Annotated in this window: 20 protein-coding genes; 10 read left to right on the top strand and 10 right to left on the bottom strand. The window is 52.6% G+C overall.

From position 1 onward, the window contains the following. Positions 1-161 precede the first annotated feature (161 nt). Entirely contained in the window at positions 162-491 is a 330-nt protein-coding gene (locus ACP7D9_RS29090) for a hypothetical protein (RefSeq protein ID WP_133338729.1), read from the bottom strand. 195 nt (positions 492-686) lie between these two features. Between ACP7D9_RS29090 and ACP7D9_RS29085 the strand changes: the two genes are divergently transcribed. Both ACP7D9_RS29085 and ACP7D9_RS29080 read left to right on the top strand, forming a co-directional pair. After that, positions 687-962 carry a hypothetical protein gene (locus ACP7D9_RS29085; RefSeq protein WP_426160384.1) on the top strand — a complete coding sequence of 92 codons (276 nt, stop codon included), beginning with the start codon at positions 687-689 and terminating at the stop codon, positions 960-962. Between the two features lie 127 nt (positions 963-1089). Beyond that, entirely contained in the window at positions 1090-1305 is a 216-nt protein-coding gene (locus ACP7D9_RS29080; RefSeq protein WP_101159917.1) for a hypothetical protein, read from the top strand. A 76-nt stretch (positions 1306-1381) separates the two neighbouring features. On the opposite strand, the gene ACP7D9_RS29075 is transcribed toward ACP7D9_RS29080, so the two are convergent. The 3 genes from ACP7D9_RS29075 to ACP7D9_RS29065 form a co-directional block, all read right to left on the bottom strand. Then, positions 1382-1669 (bottom strand): hypothetical protein, encoded by a 288-nt coding sequence (locus tag ACP7D9_RS29075; protein ID WP_101159918.1) that lies wholly within the window; start codon positions 1667-1669, stop codon positions 1382-1384. Positions 1670-1842: 173 nt separating this feature from the next. After that, positions 1843-2868: an RNA 3'-terminal phosphate cyclase gene (gene rtcA, locus ACP7D9_RS29070; RefSeq protein ID WP_426160383.1), complete on the bottom strand. Its 1026-nt coding sequence runs from the start codon at positions 2866-2868 to the stop codon at positions 1843-1845. A gap of 9 nt (positions 2869-2877) precedes the next feature. Further along, positions 2878-4104, bottom strand: a complete 1227-nt coding sequence (locus ACP7D9_RS29065) for an RtcB family protein (RefSeq protein WP_313003366.1) — start codon at positions 4102-4104, stop codon at positions 2878-2880. A gap of 194 nt (positions 4105-4298) precedes the next feature. Between ACP7D9_RS29065 and rtcR the strand changes: the two genes are divergently transcribed. Then, entirely contained in the window at positions 4299-5903 is a 1605-nt protein-coding gene (gene rtcR, locus ACP7D9_RS29060; RefSeq protein ID WP_426160382.1) for an RNA repair transcriptional activator RtcR, read from the top strand. A 331-nt stretch (positions 5904-6234) separates the two neighbouring features. Here the strand turns inward: rtcR and ACP7D9_RS29055 are convergent, their stop codons facing one another. Both ACP7D9_RS29055 and ACP7D9_RS29050 read right to left on the bottom strand, forming a co-directional pair. Beyond that, complete coding sequence (locus tag ACP7D9_RS29055; protein WP_426160381.1) at positions 6235-6465, bottom strand: hypothetical protein; 231 nt, start codon at positions 6463-6465, stop codon at positions 6235-6237. Positions 6466-6628: 163 nt separating this feature from the next. Further along, positions 6629-6853: a hypothetical protein gene (locus ACP7D9_RS29050; RefSeq protein ID WP_426160380.1), complete on the bottom strand. Its 225-nt coding sequence runs from the start codon at positions 6851-6853 to the stop codon at positions 6629-6631. 407 nt (positions 6854-7260) lie between these two features. Between ACP7D9_RS29050 and ACP7D9_RS29045 the strand changes: the two genes are divergently transcribed. Then, on the top strand, positions 7261-8625 hold the full coding sequence (locus ACP7D9_RS29045; protein WP_337859420.1) for a tyrosine-type recombinase/integrase: 1365 nt from the start codon (positions 7261-7263) through the stop codon (positions 8623-8625). A gap of 26 nt (positions 8626-8651) precedes the next feature. Then, entirely contained in the window at positions 8652-9689 is a 1038-nt protein-coding gene (locus ACP7D9_RS29040; protein ID WP_426160379.1) for a hypothetical protein, read from the top strand. 13 nt (positions 9690-9702) lie between these two features. On the opposite strand, the gene ACP7D9_RS29035 is transcribed toward ACP7D9_RS29040, so the two are convergent. The 3 genes from ACP7D9_RS29035 to ACP7D9_RS29025 all read right to left on the bottom strand — a co-directional run bounded on the left by ACP7D9_RS29035 (position 9703) and on the right by ACP7D9_RS29025 (position 12878). Then, on the bottom strand, positions 9703-10803 hold the full coding sequence (locus ACP7D9_RS29035; RefSeq protein ID WP_426160378.1) for a YagK/YfjJ domain-containing protein: 1101 nt from the start codon (positions 10801-10803) through the stop codon (positions 9703-9705). Positions 10804-11125: 322 nt separating this feature from the next. Continuing rightward, positions 11126-12583, bottom strand: coding sequence for a YfjI family protein (locus ACP7D9_RS29030; RefSeq protein ID WP_426160377.1), 1458 nt, complete (start codon positions 12581-12583; stop codon positions 11126-11128). 28 nt (positions 12584-12611) lie between these two features. Next, the gene (locus ACP7D9_RS29025; RefSeq protein WP_233098096.1) at positions 12612-12878 is read right to left on the bottom strand and encodes a helix-turn-helix transcriptional regulator; all 267 of its coding nucleotides are present in this window, start codon (positions 12876-12878) and stop codon (positions 12612-12614) included. A gap of 378 nt (positions 12879-13256) precedes the next feature. Here ACP7D9_RS29025 and ACP7D9_RS29020 point away from each other — a divergent pair, with 378 nt between their 5' ends. From ACP7D9_RS29020 to radC, 5 genes are all read left to right on the top strand, one after another. Further along, on the top strand, positions 13257-13586 hold the full coding sequence (locus tag ACP7D9_RS29020) for a hypothetical protein (RefSeq protein ID WP_106120176.1): 330 nt from the start codon (positions 13257-13259) through the stop codon (positions 13584-13586). A 70-nt stretch (positions 13587-13656) separates the two neighbouring features. Beyond that, on the top strand, positions 13657-14625 hold the full coding sequence (locus ACP7D9_RS29015) for a DUF932 domain-containing protein (RefSeq protein WP_426160376.1): 969 nt from the start codon (positions 13657-13659) through the stop codon (positions 14623-14625). Between the two features lie 81 nt (positions 14626-14706). After that, a complete protein-coding gene (locus ACP7D9_RS29010) occupies positions 14707-15711 on the top strand; it encodes a YqaJ viral recombinase family protein (RefSeq protein ID WP_106120178.1) in 1005 nt (334 codons plus the stop codon). 106 nt (positions 15712-15817) lie between these two features. Further along, positions 15818-16744, top strand: coding sequence for a hydrolase or metal-binding protein (locus tag ACP7D9_RS29005; RefSeq protein WP_426160375.1), 927 nt, complete (start codon positions 15818-15820; stop codon positions 16742-16744). 47 nt (positions 16745-16791) lie between these two features. Continuing rightward, entirely contained in the window at positions 16792-17289 is a 498-nt protein-coding gene (radC, locus tag ACP7D9_RS29000) for a RadC family protein (RefSeq protein ID WP_426160374.1), read from the top strand. A 105-nt stretch (positions 17290-17394) separates the two neighbouring features. Here radC and ACP7D9_RS28995 read toward each other — a convergent pair whose 3' ends face one another. Beyond that, entirely contained in the window at positions 17395-17871 is a 477-nt protein-coding gene (locus ACP7D9_RS28995; RefSeq protein ID WP_426160386.1) for a YagK/YfjJ domain-containing protein, read from the bottom strand. Positions 17872-17956 lie beyond the last annotated feature (85 nt).

Genomic DNA, 17956 nt, shown 5'->3' with positions numbered 1-17956 from the left:
TCGACGACCGCTAATTTAAAGCCCAGCGTGTAATCACGTTGACTGCGCCTTTTTCCTGATTCCATTGGTTCCTCCTGAGGATAGGTCAGAAGGTGTAAACCTTATTCAGGACGAGACAAAAAGTACAAAAAAGCCCAACCACTTCAGGTCGGGCTTTTTGCTTATCGCCGTGCCAACTCGTGGCGTACGCATTGTTCGTAATAGGTTTGCTTGACCGCCGCCGGTTTAAGCTTCGAACTGCTGTTGTAGGTCTGCTCGGTAATCCCCATCGCAGTCATGCGCATCCAGGGCTGCTGGAACCGGCGAACCTGCAGTTGCTTGCGCGCGCCATACAGCGAAACTCCCGACAGCTTGGATCGCTGCGCACCGGCAGCAATATCCGAACCCCAGGTGCAGGCGAAGCGATGGCCCTTGCTTAACTCTTTTGCCTGCACACCCGAAGCGATCAAAGCCAGGGAAAGCGTCGCAACGGTGATGACAATCGTCCGCATATAGCCAACCTAACCTTTTGAAAAAAGGCGATTTTGCCGGGGTGCATTATCTCTGGGGGCCAGCAATTTGCCTGCTGTCGAGAATTTTTTATCAGGGGAGATACAGAGCAGTCTTCGCCGCTCGTCCAGTGGCGCGCACCTTTGGCAGGCGAACCTATCCAAAACAGTACATTCCTTGCGTAGAAGGCCCACGAGATGAACAAGAAAATCTTCGCTCTGTCGTTTTTCAGCCTGTGCCTGATCGGCCCATTCCACGCTTCGGCTGCCGAGACGACAGCGGGCGCCGCCACCCCTGCTACCGCTCTGCCCGGTGTTAATCAGGCAGAAAGCTCTCGCGATCATGATGAGAAGGCGAACAAGAAAGGCGAAGAGTCCTCGGGCGCCAACTCAGGCTCCCAGCCGCATGAGACGGAAAAGGATGCTGCGACGTCGAGCGACTCCAGTGACCTGGACAAAAAACCGGCTCAGTAACAAGGATTTTGCTATTTGTGAATAAAATTCAGATGCCGAAACTAGGCAGCGCAGGGTGATATCAATATGATGCGCGCACTGGCCACCATAGAGGGTGGCCAGAGGAAAATACACCCAAGGAATGCAAATGAAAGACTTCGTCATCGGCGTCAACAACATCGTCCTCTACATCGCACTGGCGGTCATCCTGATCGTGTCCCTGTTCATGATGAGCCAGAGCTTTCTTTCGGGTCTCGGGATGTTCGTAGGCGGCACCTTGAGCTGGTGCATCATCTCCGGCTTCTGGTTCGTGCAATCGGCAACTTATGAAGAACTGCGCAAGCTGAACTCGAAGACCAACTGATCCAGGTATTCGCTAATAAAAAGGCCAATGTCATCGACATTGGCCTTTTTATTTCAGCTGCGAAGGAACTGATTCGTCATTGTTTGGTGCACTGAGCGCCCAGGCCCATACCCATGGAACCCAGAGCAACCATCGGCCCGCTCGGCAACTCGCAAGTGTACTCGCCGTTTTCGGTTTGAGCGTTGTAGAAGGTTGTATTGAAGTCGTTGCGGATGTTGGAAACCTTGATAACCGGTTTGCCGATGGTGGTCTGTGCCCGATTCTTGAGATCACTCTCTCCCGGTTTGACAGTCTGGCATCCACTGACCGCGAGTGCCAAAGTTGCGAATAAAGCGAGACCCGGGATTGTCCTTGATGAGTTCATAGCAGATCGACCTTTTGATTTTCATACCAAAGAAGTTTGACAGTCAGCTGCCAAGCGAAAGGACTTTAAAGTCGAGTCGGTACAGGGGCAATTAGGTCAGATGTGCTAGTGGCTGAAGGCTAGCGGCGCTCTCAGGGAGGTTTTGCGACGACTTTCGGGATTGCAGGCCGGTACTAATCAGTCTGTAAAATCTCTATTCGCAATCGAGCAGCGCCCTCCTCTCGACAATCAAAACAAACCGGCAAAAACAGCTGGATAACTTCGATGTTACTGCGCAGATGATCCGTCATGCGCGGCGTGGTCAACGTTCCGCCACCAGCCAGCGCCATCGGCAACAGCAACTGATCGGCCAGATGCTCTGCCACCGCAGCATCACTGCGCAGCCAGTCGACAGCCTGATTGATTGCGGTATCGGCCACCTTCTCGGCACGTAACGACACTTGGCCAAACGCACTGAACACCTCAGTGACGTGCTCAAAAACGTACTCCAACAACAGCACATTTCCCGGACCGCGCGCCGGCTCAATGGTCATCTGTTGCAGCGCATCCGACGGCCAATTCAGACGCTTGGCGACATGCGTGAGTTCACGCTGAGCAACGGTAGGCGCAAGTCCGGCAGTCAGTGCCAGAGCCTGTCGTGAAATTGACTTGCCGCGCTCACACAGATCCAGCCGCGTCAGGTGCGACGGCTGCACCCTTACTGCAATCTCGCCACCGCCAGCCGGCACAAAACCATGACGCACCAAGTCCAGTTCGACATCGCCGCCCATGCGCCGCAGCAGCGGTAGCCAACTGCGCGAGAGAAAATCAGTCGGCGGCGCCAGCGGATTGTGCGTGCCGCCAGTGATCGTCACCCGACTCGCCTGCGGTGCTCGCATCAACGCGGGCAACAGTGTCTGCAACACCAAAGTACAACTGCCCGCTGTGCCGATGGCGAATTGAAAATCGCCTGCACGGATTGCGCCCGGTTCGAAGCTCAAGGCCTGCGAACCCAAATGCGCACCGGATATCTGCGCACCGCAAACCTCGGCCGCCGCCATTACTGCCGTCAGATGCTGACGCAGCAGTCCCGGACGGCTGCGTCTGGCGCGAATCTGTTTAATCCGAAACGCCCGGCCTGTCACCATCGACAGGCTCAGCGCACTGCGCAACACCTGACCGCCGCCGATGGCACCGTCCAGTTCAATGATTTCTTTCATTGCACATCCTTATCCTTTAACGCACACCACCTGACGCAGCGTGTGCAGCACTTCCACCAACTCGCGCTGGGCGTGCATGACTTTGTCGATGTCCTTGTAGGCCATCGGAATTTCGTCGATGACCGCTTCGTCCTTGCGGCATTCCACATGCGCAGTGGCGCGAATCTGGTCAGCGACGGTGAAGGTACTCTTGGCCTTGGTGCGACTCATGGTGCGCCCGGCGCCGTGGCTGCAGGAACTGAACGACTCTTCATTGCCCAGCCCGCGCACAATGAAACTCTTGGCGCCCATCGAGCCCGGAATGATCCCCAGTTCGCCCTTCTTCGCCGACACCGCACCTTTACGGGTGATCAGGACGTCTTCACCGAAATGCCGCTCTTTCTGCACGTAGTTGTGATGGCAATTCACCGCTTCCAATGCGACTTCGAAAGGCTTGCGAATGACCTGCCGCGTGGCCTGAATCACCGCGCGCATCATCAGTTCACGATTCTGTCTGGCGAAGTCCTGCGCCCAGCCCACTGCCTCCACATAGTCATCAAAATGTCGGCTGCCCTCTTCGAAATAGGCCAGATCACGGTCCGGCAGATTGGCGATGTGCTGACGCATATCCGCTTGCGCCATCTGAATGAACAGATTGCCAATCGCATTGCCGACACCACGCGAACCACTGTGCAGCATGAACCAGACCCGATTGGCTTCATCCAGGCACACTTCAATGAAGTGGTTGCCGCTGCCGAGTGTCCCCAAATGGCCACGGTTGTTGGTGTTGGCCAGCTTCGGATACTTGTCGGTGATCAATCTGAAGCGTGGCTGCAAACCCGCCCAGGCCTGATCGGCTTGCTGCGGAATCTTGTCCCAGGCGCCTTTGTCTCGCCGCGAACGATCCGAACTGCGGCCATGGGGGACCGCTTGCTCGATGGCGCTGCGCAAACCATGCAGGTTGTCCGGCAGATCCGCAGCGGTCAGTGATGTACGCGCTGCGATCATGCCGCAGCCGATGTCGACCCCCACCGCCGCCGGGATGATCGCGCCAACCGTTGGTATCACGCTGCCGATGGTTGACCCTTTCCCCAGGTGCACGTCCGGCATCACGGCCAGATGTTTGAAGATGAAGGGCATCTTCGCGGTGTTCATCAACTGTGCACGGGCTTCGTTTTCTACCGGAACGCCTTCGGTCCAGAGTTTGATTGGCTTGCCGTCGGCGACTTCGAGAAGTTGGTAGCTCTGATCATTCATATTGTGGTGTCCCTGTTCGTTTATCCAAGCATTGCAGCCGCTGTGCCAGATTCGAGCGCAGACATCATTTTTTATCTATGCTCTTGATTCATATGGTCTTTATCCTCGAAAAGGACTGAATTCCCAAATCAGTAAAGACAAAACCATCTCTAAAAATTATCATTGCCTATCGTTATTTATCTTATGAGATAAACATGTCTGGTAAGCGCACCGTCGTCATTGGATTCATCGGAGCCACCCTGGATCGTGTCGGCAAAGGCGCCAACCGTTGGAATCATTGGCGGCCAACCGTGGGCCTTTGCCAGCAAGCAGATTTGCCAGTCCATCGGCTTGAACTGATTCACGGCCTCGATGCTCGCGACGTGAGCCTCGCCGAGCGCGTCCAAGCCGACATCCAGCAGCAATCTCCAGCGACCGACGTGCGCCTGCATCCGATGTCGCTGCGCAACCCTTGGGACTTCGAAGAGGTCTACGGCGCCCTGCACGACTTCACCACCACTTACCATTTTGACACCGAGCACGAGGATTACCTCGTCCACATCACTACCGGCACCCACGTCGCGCAGATTTGCTGGTTTCTGCTCACCGAAGCGCGCTATCTGCCGGCCAGACTGGTCCAGACCTCCCCCACCAAACGCAAGAGCGATGACGAGCCCGCCTGCGGCACGCATACGCTGATCGATCTCGACCTGTCGCGCTATGATCGCATCGCCTCACGCTTCGCCAGCAAACGCCTCGAAGGCTTGGCATTTCTCAAGTCCGGTATCGCTACACGCAACGCTGCATTCAACCGCTCCATCGCGCAAATCGAGCGCGTGGCCCTGCGCTCAAGAGCGCCCATGCTGCTGATCGGCCCGACAGGCGCGGGCAAATCCTTCTTGGCGCGACGCATCTACGAACTCAAGCGCAGTCGCCATCAAATGCAGGGACGCTTCGTCGAAGTCAACTGCGCCACCCTGCGCGGTGACGGCGCAATGTCGGCCCTGTTCGGCCACGTCAAAGGTGCCTTCACAGGCGCGCAAAATCCTCGCGATGGCTTGTTGCGCGCTGCCGATGGTGGAATGTTGTTTCTCGATGAAATCGGCGAGCTCGGCGCAGACGAACAGGCAATGCTGTTGAAGGCAATCGAAGAGAAACGCTTCTTCCCATTGGGTTCGGACAAGGAAGTCGAGAGCGACTTCCTGATCATCGCCGGCACACACCGCGATCTACGAAGTCGAGTCGCCGAAGGCTTGTTTCGCGAAGATCTGTATGCGCGCATCAACTTGTGGACGTTCGATCTGCCCGGCCTCGCCGGTCGCCGCGAGGATATCGAGCCAAATATTGATTTCGAGCTGGAACGCCATGCTCACGAACAGGGTGAGCGGGTGCGCTTCAATCTCGAAGCACGCCGGCGCTACCTGACCTTCGCCAGTTCACCTGAAGCAGCCTGGCTGGGCAACTTTCGCGAACTGTCCGCATCGATTACCCGAATGGCGACTTTGGCCGATAGCGGGCGCATAGATGAAGCGCAGGTAGAGGAGGAGATCGATCGGCTGCGGTATGCGTGGAGACTGGCGCAACCCACTGCAGCATCAGCCGACCTGCCGGGGGACGGCGAGAACATGGATTTGTTCGACCGCTTGCAGCTGAAAGCGGTTATTGAGGTATGCCGACGGGCGGATAGCCTTTCCGACGCCGGCCGGCAGCTCTTCGCTGTCTCTCGACAGGCCAAAGCGCAGCCCAATGACGCCGATCGCCTGAGGAAGTATCTAGGGCGGTTCGGACTTGAATGGAGCGAGGTCGTGGGCACGAAGTGAAGTATGACTTGGCATTTCATGCCCACACGACCTTAATGATTGCCGTAGAAAAAATGAATTAGCTGCCTGATCCCTCGGTCAAGAATTATGAACGCAGTAAATCTGACGAGGTGACAGCAATGACTATCCAGGCAGAGACACTCGTACAACTGACCAAAGCGCTTGAAAAGCGTGGCATGAAGATGGTGTCAGACGTTCATTTCACTAGAGCGCCTTACCGATACAACCACCGCTGGATCTGCATCGTAGAGTAGACATGCTTGTTGCCGGCGCCTGGACAAAGCATCCAGCCGCCGGCGCCGCTCAGCTTCGACTCTTAAAAGCTGCTTGCTCAAGCCCAGATGACCGTCTCCGTATTGATCTCCGCCACTTCGGTAGAGTTGAACTGCCGCTGGCGGTGAAGGTCGTCTCGCATGTCCGTAAAGTTGATTTTCTTGATAGTTAGTTCTTTCAGGACCAAGCCCGAAATTCTATAAATGCCGCAGTCCGAACAATCGATAAGTTCGCCGCCATGAGCTTCTTCCGCTACCTTCGCCTCGAGGCCGCATAGATAACATTTCATTCCTGAACTCCTGTTTGCCGGTGTTCAACAGATCGTCTCGTCGACAAGGAAGTTTCAATCGAAAAGCGTCACCAGCGCAGAGCGATTGGGGATCGGATCCTTAACCACGATTCGGCAGCAATAAAAAACCCGGCGCGAGGGCCGGGTCTTGTGCGAGATGAGTTCATTGCGCTTTTTTCGCGCCGCCGTTGTCGCGGCCCGTCTGGGCATCTTGATCAGAGCCAGGATTGCCAGGTGGAGGATTCCAGTCTTCTGGGCGTTCGTCGGTACCCTGCTTTGGCTCGGAGACAGCCCGCTCCAGACCAGAATCGCGCCCCTCGCCAGATTCAGGCGTTTGCTCGCTTGGCCCTGGATATGGCGCTTCAGGGCCGTTGTTGTCTTCTATCATCATCTTCTCCCGTCAGTGGCGCACAGGCTGCGCTTAGTAATTAGAGAAATGTGCAGACAAGGAGTGCGATTTACTTGACGAGCGGGCATAAAACACGACACATCCTAAGAAGACAGGTTCCAGAATCATCCTGCCAGAAACAACAAAGCCGCTCGAAGGCGGCTAAGTCGTTGAATTATATGGTCGGGACGGAGTGATTCGAACACTCTACCCCTAGCACCCCATAAAGGTAAACCACAGTCCAAACCACTCCAAATAAATCTAGGAACAAGGCCTAAAGCACTGTATTTACTAGGCCAATACAGTTTACACAGTCCAATCGCTTCCGATAGCATTCTACCAGAGCCAGCGAGAAACGGTGACCCAACGGTGACCACCTAGAGCCTGGCCTTTTTGGGGAAGCGAAAGTGGCGACGATCACCGACAAACAGATGAACGCAAAACCAGCCAAACCTACTTGGCTGATCGAGGATGCTCCTCGCGGCTGCGGCCGATTCATGGCACGTCTTCGCCCAGATGGCGAGCGCCTGTTTTACTTCAGGTATACCGACACCAGCGGTGGAAGGGTGTTTCTGCCTATAGGTGCATATGACGCCACTGGCACTGATGGACTTACCCTTAAGGAAGCAAGAACTAAAGCAGGAGAGTGGTCACGCCTCTACCAAAGTGGAAATCGAAACTTACGAGAACATCTGGATGCTGAGGAAGCTGCCCGTATCGCAGCCCGAGATGGTGAATTGGCACGACTCACCGCCGAGAAAGCAGAAGCCGAATCCGAGCAAGCTCGCCAGGCGGCACGCAAGACTGTTACCGACCTATTCGAGCACTGGGCTAGGGTTGATCTCATCAACCGCAAGGACAAGGGTGCAGAGGCTCGTCGGATGTTTGAAAAGGACGTTCTGCCCTTCTTGGGCGACTTGGCTGTCGCTGATGTGAAAAAGGGTCATATCACCGAGGTGACAGATGCCCTCCTCGCTCGCGGTGTAAACCGTATGGCCAAGATGGTTTTTTCGCTTATGCGTCAAATGTTCCGCTTTGCCGTAGACCGCGACCTTATTGAGCACGATCCCAGTGCCAGTATCCGCAAAGCTAAGATAGGCGGCAAAGACACTGAACGCGACCGAGTACTGAGTGATGACGAAATCAAGCTGCTTGCTAAGAAAGCCCCTGATGCAGGACTACTAGTCACCACCGAAGCTGCAATCTGGATTGCCCTATCGACCTGCTGTCGAATTGGTGAGCTCCTGAGCGCCCGATGGGAGCATATCGATCTAGAGCAAAGCACTTGGCTGATTCCGTCCGAGAATAGTAAAAACGGCAAACCGCACAGCATCATCCTTTCAGACTTTGCCATTAGCCACTTCAAGCGCGTAAAGCAGATTAATAGCCTATCACCTTGGTGCTACCCGAACACCTACATAACTGACCATGTATGCCCTAAAACGGTAACCAAGCAGCTAGGAGATCGCCAGCGCCTTCCGGAACAAGGCTCCATGAGCCGACGTAGCGCAAAAGCCCAAGCATTGTTGCTACCAGGCGGAAAGTGGACGCCTCACGACCTGCGGCGTACAGGCGCGACGATTATGACTGCTATTGGCGTGCTTCCTGAAGTGGCTGAACGTTGCCTCAACCACACAGAGGAAAACAAGGTAAAACGCACTTATCAGCGTCATAGCTATGCTAAAGAAATGGCGGAGGCTTGGGAGGTTCTCGGCAAGCATTTATCCAGCCTGATAAAGACAGCCACACTTACCGCCCTGAGAAAAGACTAGCAGCGCTACCAAGGACACGATTACAAATGAAACACAAAGGGTTTGTTATATCAGTAACTGAATTTCTTGAGGAGCACAGCATCTCCGAAAGTGAATTCAAAGACAGAATCGAAAAGCTGCAGATTTCCCTTTTATGCCGCCGCCCTAGAAACGTTACAGTTCACGTATCAGGCTCGGCTATCGTCGCAGGTTCAGATGAGCTACAAACAGCACAAAGCCTATTCAAGCGGCATAGGGGCACACCTTTCAGCGAAGAGCACGATTACCACGCAATTGTAGATTTAGACATAAAGTTTCTTTCCATCAGCGCCACCGACTGGGAGGAGATAGCAAACTATGGCGAGCTTTCAAAATACAACTTCAACCTCACCGCTTTTCATGAACGCGGAAAAGGCCTCGCGCAAGCATCGGCACATGAGCTGTTAAAGACAAGCTTAAAACCACTTCCGACCCTGATAATAGACGCAGCTTTCTTTATCACCTCAAAAAGTTCGCTCAACAAGCTGGAAGGAATAACAATTAGAGAAGCCGACATAGTCATGAGAACAGAGGACTCAAAAAGAATTCTAGAAGCAAATACAGAAAGCAACAATGATAGCAAACCAGTCGAGCGCCACGACTGGGAGTCAAACAAGCTTTTCGAATTAAATATAACCTCTGAAAAATTCATTCCCGTGTCAAATATCAGCTCAGAAGACGAGCGAAAACAACTGATCGCGAAAATAAAAAAACACCTACGAGACAAGTGCAGATACGAGGGAAATGATTTACTCGAACAGGCCGCCTTCGCAATTCTACCGAACGAGCACTACCACGCAAAAGTATCGAAAAAAACACTCAGTGACGAAGTTATAAGACAGTATCCAGAACATGCATCAACCACACTAATCCTTATCAATGAAGCGGCAAAACACTTCTGGCAGGCGACTCAGAAAACAGATCATAAAATTCAAGATAAAAGAATAGAAATGATAAGAATTCTTCAAAGTTTAGAGTGGGGGTTCACGGCAAGGCTGGCTACCGCAGCTGCTACCATCATTAGCCTAAAAGGCAGAGACCAATAAGCCATAGAGGTGTCTAGGCGGCAGTGCGAGGAACTGCCTGTGGAAGCTCGCAGGCCCTAGGGCGCCCTCTCTTCACGGACTTCAGCTTAGGCATATTTCCTCTGAAAAATGATCTACCGCTTTCAGGGGAGAGGCGTATCCAATAGTCCACCTTGGTCAGGTAGGACGCCACCCTATTCTTCAAAGCGCTTATTCTATCCGATTGATTAAAACTAATCATGCCTATCCCAAGATATCTATATTTATCCTTGACTGCATTGCAATTGAAATAGCGTCCTGCTCCTGCCGTAATTGAGTCTCGCCAATACTCACCAATCATTCTAGCCAAAACCCCATCCTGGCGATGATTTGATCCATTATAAAAAAGTAACAAATGAAAGTGAAACCCCTTTAGCTGACCATACTCCAGCTTACAAGCAAACCCTAACAACCCATCAACTGGAATGCCTTTGTGAAGGTCTTTCTGAATTTTTGCCCAATGCGCCTTGACCTTTTTAACATCGCCATAAAAATCTTCACGACCACTTACAAAGCCTGACTGATAAGACAAATCAACACGCACAACAAGCATCCTAGAGTGCCGAGCAAAAAGAGCGTCTATATAACCTTCCAAGCTGTTAATTCGCTTAAAGGACGCTTTACGGAATCGTTTCAAAACGGCTTTAAAATCATCACTGGACAGCTCCAACCGTACAAACTCTACGAGATCATTCATTATCCCTAAAAAAGCCTCAGCGGTAACACTGCGTAAAGTCCGCCAGACTCTGAGCAAATGAAGATCATCGACACGATCAACACATTTGAAAAAAACCTCCACATAAGGATTAACTTCATGAGATGGGAAGCACCGCTCAAACATCCCCTTCCCCCGCTTCAGTTTGTCAACAAAATAGCGACCAAGCCTCTCAACTTTAACCTTTACCCCGTCGCGCTTATGAGTACAAGAAGAGAATAAAAAGCCCTTACTACCAGCAAGCTCACACATTAATTTTTCAATAGAACGCAACTCCAAAACCAAGCTTTCCTCCACCCTTAAAACAGGAAGCCCTTCGACTTCCTCAACCATTAGATCTAACGCACCCCCATTATCGATCCAATCAACTTCACCTATCACTCACTATCCCTCAAGAAACCAGCAGCATGGCTTTGGAGCCATACTACTGACAAATGATCAATTGACTTCATGACCGCCAACCATTGCACAACTGATTAAACTTATTATCCATTAAATATTAGTCCAATGATTCAATTAAATTGAATAATCAAACTATAAACCTAACAACCTAATTAAATAGTAATACATAATCAAACAATAGCCACCTTGAACATGCGCTCTATAAAAACGAGAGAAACAAACTCACGCAACTCGCAAACACCTAACGCTAAATATCAAAAACAACCAAAAAGTTAGTACCCCAAGAAGAGCCTAGCATCATCTACACACCACCCTGCCAAGGACAGAGATCGACATAAACAGTTTTGTCACCAGGGTAATTCAAAATCCGGATAGCACCGTTATTTACTAGCCGCAAAAGAACATGCTCAAGAGCAGCTTTCTTTCTAAACCTCCCAGGCCCGCATTGCAAAATATAATTTTTCTTAACAAAACGTTTACCCACCTTACGAAAATTATCTAGCCAGCAATTTAATTCCTGCTCTTCATCGCTCTCTTTAGAGTTCTGCCCAAACAACTTTATAAACTCATTGGAGTACCATTTAGCAAGTTCCGTTGCCACCTGCAAGGTTGACGTCGAAATATCACCCTCAAACCCTTCAAAACAATGAAGCAATGCAGCCAACCTAGAAATCACCTCCATTAACTTTGAGCCATGATCACCTAGTCCATAAAGTATTCCACCTGCACATATCCTTGACTCAATATCATTCGCAATCTCCACCCAAAGCCGAGCCGCTTCGGAGTCGAATCCGATCACTTCTTTTTCTTTTTTATTTCCTCTGAAACAAATAAGGCCCGCCTCAAGAAAGTGCTCCAACCGCGAGGAAAATTGTGTTTGATGATACCAGGACAGTGCCTGAGTGCTTACATACCTAGTCCCCTGTGTTGAAGCTGGGTGACAGATTAGAAAACGCGCCCACAAACCAGATCCCCTAGACACCCCGCCTTTATGAGCCATGTACTTCGAAAATACGCTTTCCTGGACCATAAGAGAGACTGTCAGCCGCGCGTCAACAAGTTCAAAGCTTTCCGCCGTCTTACGATCAATTGTGATTGAGTCACCGCTCCAAATGGCATTTTGCTTTGATAGGTCATTGAAGGCGCGCCCTTCTAAAACACCGCCACCTTCACTTGAAATCAAACCAGCCGTAGGTAAGTTTTCGTACATCCCATGAAACAAAGCCTCAGAGGTTGAGTCTTCATACAAAATCTTAAATTCTTTTGGTTTAACTGGAGCTTCTTTCTCTAAAGCCAATAGGACCTTCTCCTCTTCGTCAGCAGGAAGACCTTTTGATGCTTTTTTCATAATCGCTTTTAATATTCCATTACGTCGAACCGTCCAAGTATCGTACTTAATCTTCCACACCGACTGACTCTCCCTCACCTCCTCGCACTGCTTAGCCTGAAAGGCTCTAATCGGCTTCAAGAAAACATTCTCAACCGTTGACTTCCTTTCACCCGAGTCAGCAATAGCAAGAAGCATCAGAGAGGTCGGACCGACCTGACCATTAGGTTTACGAACATCTACATGACCCTGCAAGACAGCAGAAATCGCGGTTAGGGCCGCATTTTGAATCAATCCCCGTGGGGCCTGAATATTTGCTTGAGCCTCATTTATTGCAGCATCCAACAAGGGAAACTGCGACAAACTCGGATATGAATCATCTCCGAAATTAGATTTTTTTTCATTTTGTTGCCTAAAAAAATTAAAATACATAAATCACCATAAATACAAACAACCAATATCAAACAACCATTGCAGATATAATTTCCGCCATTGAGCCTTGACTCTGCCTAGACAGTTTCACATACTCTTCCATCCACGAATTTATTTCGCTTTCAATCCATCGCACAGATGTTTTCCCAACACGTATCTGTCTTGGGAATTTCGCATCATAATGTTTAGAGCCCACCTTAAGCTTGTTATAAATAGTTGATCTAGAAAAACCCGTTCGTTTTAAAACATCTTTCAAGCGAAGCATAACCAATGTTTCTGATTTTTCATTAAACATCATTGCACCCTTTAGGACTGGACGAGGCAATCCTATAAGCAGCAACTAAAATCTCAAAGAACGTGAGCGTAACGCTTGCTAACGTTACGCTTTTGGAGCTCACCACTTTGACAGACAGCAACTCTGCACTCCTTCAAAACAGAATCCCTCTCCCCCTTAGCCAGCACTATTCCAGCTATTAATAGCTAAAATAGCAGCCCATAACGCCAAACCTCACATTCAGATACCGCCCACTACGTCCCTCGCGGAGACGTTGTTTTGGCAAGCCTCATTCAAAAAAATCTCAGACCTATATCACCCAGATGAACGCTCAACGATGAGCGCGTCATTCAGCATTTCTGCGTGATACGTGGACTCAGTAATAAGAGAGGAATTTTTATGTATACGCCTTGCCCAAGCTGCAACTCTGGTCGTGTGATTACTAAAAATGTGGGTAAACAAGCGGGGGGGTTGATTGGTGCAGCAGGAGGTGCGGCCAGTGGAGCCGCTGGAGCCCTAACGGGGGCGGAGGCCGGTGCCATACTGGGAGTGGTCGGTGGGCCGGTAGGGATCGCCATTGGCAGCATTGCCGGTGCGCTGCTGGGCGGTCTGTTTGGCGGAGTGGCTGGCGGGGTCGCTGGGGCCACGCTGGGTGAGCAGATTGATGAAAAAATCCTTCACAACTATCAATGCCTGCATTGCGGTTACAGCTTCAGCGTCAACCGTTAAGCCGTTGTGAACAGGTGTCGCTTGTTGATGAAACGACGCTTTTACCATTCATTCGCAAGGAATCATTCCCATGGCTCATCTCGTCGAAACTATGGCTTTCGCTGGCAGCACTCCCTGGCATGGTCTGGGCAGTCGCCTTTCCCCGAAACAATCGCTCGAAGTCTGGCAGCGTGAAGCGGGTATGGACTGGAAAATCCAAGACAGCCCCGTTCATTTCAAATCAGAGAGCATCGGGGCTCTGGGCTCAATTCACTCTTTCCCTGAACAGAAGGTACTGTATCGCTCCGACACCAAGGCCCCGTTGTCAGTGGTCTCCAATCGCTACCAGGTTGTGCAGCCCCGTGAAGTATTGGAGTTCTATCGAGATCTCACCGAAGTTTCGGGCTACGAGCTGGAAACCGCTGGAGTACTCAAAGGCGGTCGCAAGTTCTGGGCCCTGGCCCGTACTGGGCAAGGTACAACGTTGAAGGGTAACGATCAGGTGAATGGCTATCTGCTGCTAGCTACTTTCTGCGATGGCACCCTGGCCACTACTGCCACTCCGACCACAGTGCGCGTGGTCTGCAACAACACGCTGACCATCGCCCTGGATGGCACCACCCGCGCGATCAAGGTGCCACATAACACCCGCTTCGATCCGCAGGCAGTGAAAAAGCAGTTGGGCATCGCCGTCTCGCAATGGGACAACTTCATGTACCGGATGAAAAATCTGGCGGAGCGCAAGGTGCACTGGCTTGAGGCGACGGGCTACTTCATGAGTGTACTTTGCGACGTAGCCCCGACTAGCAAACTGCCCGAAGTGCTGCCGAATGAGCGAGCACTGCGCAAGGTGCAGAGCCTGTATGAAGGCCAAGGTCGTGGGTCGACGTTTGAATCAGCACAAGGAACTGCGTGGGGCTTGCTCAACGCCGTGACGGAGTATGTCGATCACGAGCGGCGCGCCCGAAGTACTGAATACCGAATGGACTCGGCCTGGTTTGGCCAAGGTGCTGTCATCAAACAACGCGCCCTGCAGGCCGCATTGGAACTCGCCGCCTAGCTCCACTTACTTACTCAACGATTAAAGCGCCTGGTTAGCTTCTGCTGGCCGGGCGTTTTTTATGCCGCACAGGAAAACATCATGGGCACGCAAACTCTGCAACAACCCAGCAGCAAACCCCGTCCGGCGTTGCGCCTGGTGGGCACCAAACAACTGCCGCGTGAGGACTGGCTGGCCGTGCGCAAGCTAGGTATCGGCAGCTCGGATGCGGCCGCTGCCGTAGGGCTTAACCCGTACAAGTCCCAGCTGGAACTGTGGATGGAGAAAACCGGGCGTGACACTTCACTGCCCAAGCTCGATCCGCAAGACGAGGAAAGCCCGGCTTACTGGGGCAATGTACTGGAGCCGATTGTCGCAACCCATTACAGCAAGCGCAGTGGTCATCGGGTCCGCCGGATCAATGCGGTGCTGCAACATCCTGATCCCAAACTGGCCTGGATGCTGGCCAATATCGACCGTGAGGTGATCGGCGCGTCAGAGGTGCAGATTCTCGAATGCAAAACCGCCGGCATAAACGGCGCACGCCTCTGGAAGGAGGGTGTGCCCGAGTATGTGCAGTTGCAAGTCATGCACCAGCTCGCCGTCACCGGCAAGCAGGCCGCTGATGTGGCGGTACTGCTCGGTGGCCAGCACCTGGAAATCCATCGCATCGAACGCGACGAGTCACTGATTGCTCGGCTGATCGACCTGGAGCGGCTGTTCTGGGATTACGTCGTCAGTGATACCCCGCCGCCAGCAGACGGTTCTGCCTCGGCGGAGCAAGCGTTGCGCTGCCTGTATCCACAGGACAGCGGGCAAAGCTTGGACTTTAGCCAGGACACCCTGCTCTGTACGACCTTTACTGAACTGCAGAGCGTGCGCGAGTCGATTGCTTTGCAGGAGAAGCAGGAAGCTCAGCTCAAGCAAACGTTGCAACAGGCCATGGGGGATGCCAGTCGGGCGACCTTCGCAACCGGCAGCATCACTTGGAAGAAAGCCAAAGACAGCGTGGCCCTGGATATCCCCCGTCTACTGAAAGAAAAGCCCTATTTGCAAGTGCGCTACTCGACCACCAAAACCGGCAGTCGGCGTTTTCTGCTGGCCTGAACGTTCCTTCGCTCTTCCCTTATTCCCATGCCCTTTCTCTCCAACGCCACCCTGGCCGTTTGCGCGGTCTCGGTGGCGTTTTTATTTCAGATACAGGAGAACTCCCATGCTCAAAGGTTTAGCCATCACCCCCCCGATTTTGGGCCGCATTTCCATCGGCAAGGTCGTCGAAAAGAACGGCAAGCGTCTACCGGAGAAAGACGATCAGTTCACCCTCACCTCCCAAGTACAGAGCCGCGACGGCTGGTTACTGCATCCCCTTAACGAAGAACTACGCAATGGCCAGGACGGCAAGCTGCGCAACATTCCGATCCGGCTGCTGTTCAACGAGCCCGACCTCAACTTTCGGGCTGACTACAGCCTGTTCGACCGCACTACAGGACGACCACTGTGCGTCGGCAACGGTGAGACCTGCAAGCGTTTGACCAAGGATGGCATTCAGTCGTTGCCTTGCCCTTCACCGGATGGCTGTTCACTGGCTCAAGGCCATGCCTGCAAGCCTTACGGCCGGCTCAACGTGGTGATTGGCGATGACGATCCGCTGGGCAGTTTTGTCTTTCGCACCACAGGCTACAACAGTATCCGCACTCTGGCTGCGCGTCTGCATTACCTGCAAGCCATCTCCGGCGATCGCCTCGCCTGTCTGCCGCTGGAGTTGCGTCTACGCGGTAAATCCACCCGGCAAAGCCATGGCACGCCGATCTTCTACGTGGACATTACGGTACGCAATGGGCTGAGCCTAGAAGACGCCTTACTGGCAGCCCAGCAGCTGGAGGAAACCCGGCAAGCCGCGGGCTTTGACCAGAGCGCCTTGGATCAAGCGGCACGACAGGGCTTTAGCAACGGAGACTTTGAAGACAGCGATGAGGACACCGGGGCCATCGTCGAGGAGTTCTTCCCCGCAGTTGAAGATCAGACCAGCAAGGCAGAAGCAGCCCCCAAACCAGCGGCCCCTGCCAAAACCTCACTGGTACAAAAGCTGGAATCCAAATCCCTCCAAAGCGGCAGTGACCACTCTGCGCGCGCCCACTGATCACACATCCAACCTGACCCAATGTCTTCCAATTCAAGAGAATCCCCATGAAATATCACAAGCTCAAAGCAGGTGAGACGACCGGCACCTATGTCATGGAATCACCGGTCACCGAGGCCGACATCCTGCAGATGGCTCAACAACTGGCAATGAGTCGTCTATCTAAAGGCCGGGCACTGACTGAGCCCAAGCAGGTCTTCAGCCACCTGCAAACACTGCTGCAGTACCACGAGTACGAAGTCTTTGCTTTGCTACTGCTCGACACTAAGCACCGAGTAATAGGCTTCAGGGAGCTATTCCGAGGAACCCTGGATGGTGCCAGTGTGTACCCACGGGAAGTGGTCAAGATCGCTCTAGAACATAATGCCGCGGCCGTAATTATGGTTCACAACCATCCCTCCGGTGATCCGGAGCCCAGCCAAGCCGACCGCACGCTCACCACTACCCTCAAGAACGCTTTGAACATGGTTGGCACACGAATATTGGATCATGTGGTAGTGGGCCATGAAGGCTGCGTGTCTTTGGCGGAACGGGGTTACCTGTAACTCCTAGACTCACACTGCCCGATAGACTGCTCCTGGCTGACGCCAGGGCAGTCATCGGCACGGAACCTGATCACTTATTTTTTTGTCGTGATCCAGCAGTTGTACTTAGCTTCGGCTGCAGCCAAAGCCATGGCTGCCATCCACAAAGACCTTGGTAGCCGACTTGCAGAGATAACTGGTTCGCTGGAAGAACACAGCCTGCCCAACCAAGTCGTCACGACGTAAGTGGTAGTAGGGATTCGGCAGGATCTCAACCAAGCCGCTGGCCGCCTCTCCAGATAAGCCCAAGGCGCTGGCCCAGGCCTCCGCCAGACGGTTGAACATGTTGTTCCTACCAGGAACAAACTTACCCAGCGCGTTGAAGGCATCGTAGTTCAACAGGATAGCCAGATGGTGGTGCGGCTTGCCGTGCTGGCCATGCTCTCGCGCCCAGACGTATCGGACCTTGCTGTCGTGAGCATAGGGATTGGATTGGCGAGCTATGTTGCGGTTATGACGGATTTTGGCTTTAAAAAACTCGATGAAACGCTCAATGAACTGGTTCGTGTAAGTGTAGTCAGGTAGCTGAACTCCCACAGGCATCCGGTATACCGCGCACAGGATTGCATCGGCGCAGTGGTCAATGGTGAGTGTCACGGCAGCACCGGCGCAGCGCAACCCCAAGCGG

Origin of the sequence: Pseudomonas sp. TSRC2-2, assembly GCF_049897785.1 — a bacterium.
GTDB lineage: Bacteria > Pseudomonadota > Gammaproteobacteria > Pseudomonadales > Pseudomonadaceae > Aquipseudomonas.
This window is presented reverse-complemented; position numbering and strand designations above follow the sequence as displayed.

Excerpts from the sequence above, each read along its gene's own strand:
- ACP7D9_RS29005 (WP_426160375.1), top strand. The coding sequence starts at position 15,818 with ATGCTCAAAGGTTTAGCCATCACCCCCCCGATTTTGGGCCGCATTTCC.
- ACP7D9_RS29075 (WP_101159918.1), bottom strand. The coding sequence starts at position 1,669 with ATGAACTCATCAAGGACAATCCCGGGTCTCGCTTTATTCGCAACTTTG.
- ACP7D9_RS29040 (WP_426160379.1), top strand. The coding sequence starts at position 8,652 with ATGAAACACAAAGGGTTTGTTATATCAGTAACTGAATTTCTTGAGGAG.
- ACP7D9_RS29030 (WP_426160377.1), bottom strand. The coding sequence starts at position 12,583 with ATGTATTTTAATTTTTTTAGGCAACAAAATGAAAAAAAATCTAATTTC.
- ACP7D9_RS29020 (WP_106120176.1), top strand. The coding sequence starts at position 13,257 with ATGTATACGCCTTGCCCAAGCTGCAACTCTGGTCGTGTGATTACTAAA.
- ACP7D9_RS29065 (WP_313003366.1), bottom strand. The coding sequence starts at position 4,104 with ATGAATGATCAGAGCTACCAACTTCTCGAAGTCGCCGACGGCAAGCCA.
- ACP7D9_RS29025 (WP_233098096.1), bottom strand. The coding sequence starts at position 12,878 with ATGTTTAATGAAAAATCAGAAACATTGGTTATGCTTCGCTTGAAAGAT.
- ACP7D9_RS29080 (WP_101159917.1), top strand. The coding sequence starts at position 1,090 with ATGAAAGACTTCGTCATCGGCGTCAACAACATCGTCCTCTACATCGCA.
- rtcA (WP_426160383.1), bottom strand. The coding sequence starts at position 2,868 with ATGAAAGAAATCATTGAACTGGACGGTGCCATCGGCGGCGGTCAGGTG.
- ACP7D9_RS29015 (WP_426160376.1), top strand. The coding sequence starts at position 13,657 with ATGGCTCATCTCGTCGAAACTATGGCTTTCGCTGGCAGCACTCCCTGG.
- ACP7D9_RS29050 (WP_426160380.1), bottom strand. The coding sequence starts at position 6,853 with ATGATAGAAGACAACAACGGCCCTGAAGCGCCATATCCAGGGCCAAGC.
- rtcR (WP_426160382.1), top strand. The coding sequence starts at position 4,299 with ATGTCTGGTAAGCGCACCGTCGTCATTGGATTCATCGGAGCCACCCTG.
- ACP7D9_RS28995 (WP_426160386.1), bottom strand. The coding sequence starts at position 17,871 with ATGCCTGTGGGAGTTCAGCTACCTGACTACACTTACACGAACCAGTTC.
- radC (WP_426160374.1), top strand. The coding sequence starts at position 16,792 with ATGAAATATCACAAGCTCAAAGCAGGTGAGACGACCGGCACCTATGTC.
- ACP7D9_RS29085 (WP_426160384.1), top strand. The coding sequence starts at position 687 with ATGAACAAGAAAATCTTCGCTCTGTCGTTTTTCAGCCTGTGCCTGATC.
- ACP7D9_RS29055 (WP_426160381.1), bottom strand. The coding sequence starts at position 6,465 with ATGAAATGTTATCTATGCGGCCTCGAGGCGAAGGTAGCGGAAGAAGCT.
- ACP7D9_RS29010 (WP_106120178.1), top strand. The coding sequence starts at position 14,707 with ATGGGCACGCAAACTCTGCAACAACCCAGCAGCAAACCCCGTCCGGCG.
- ACP7D9_RS29090 (WP_133338729.1), bottom strand. The coding sequence starts at position 491 with ATGCGGACGATTGTCATCACCGTTGCGACGCTTTCCCTGGCTTTGATC.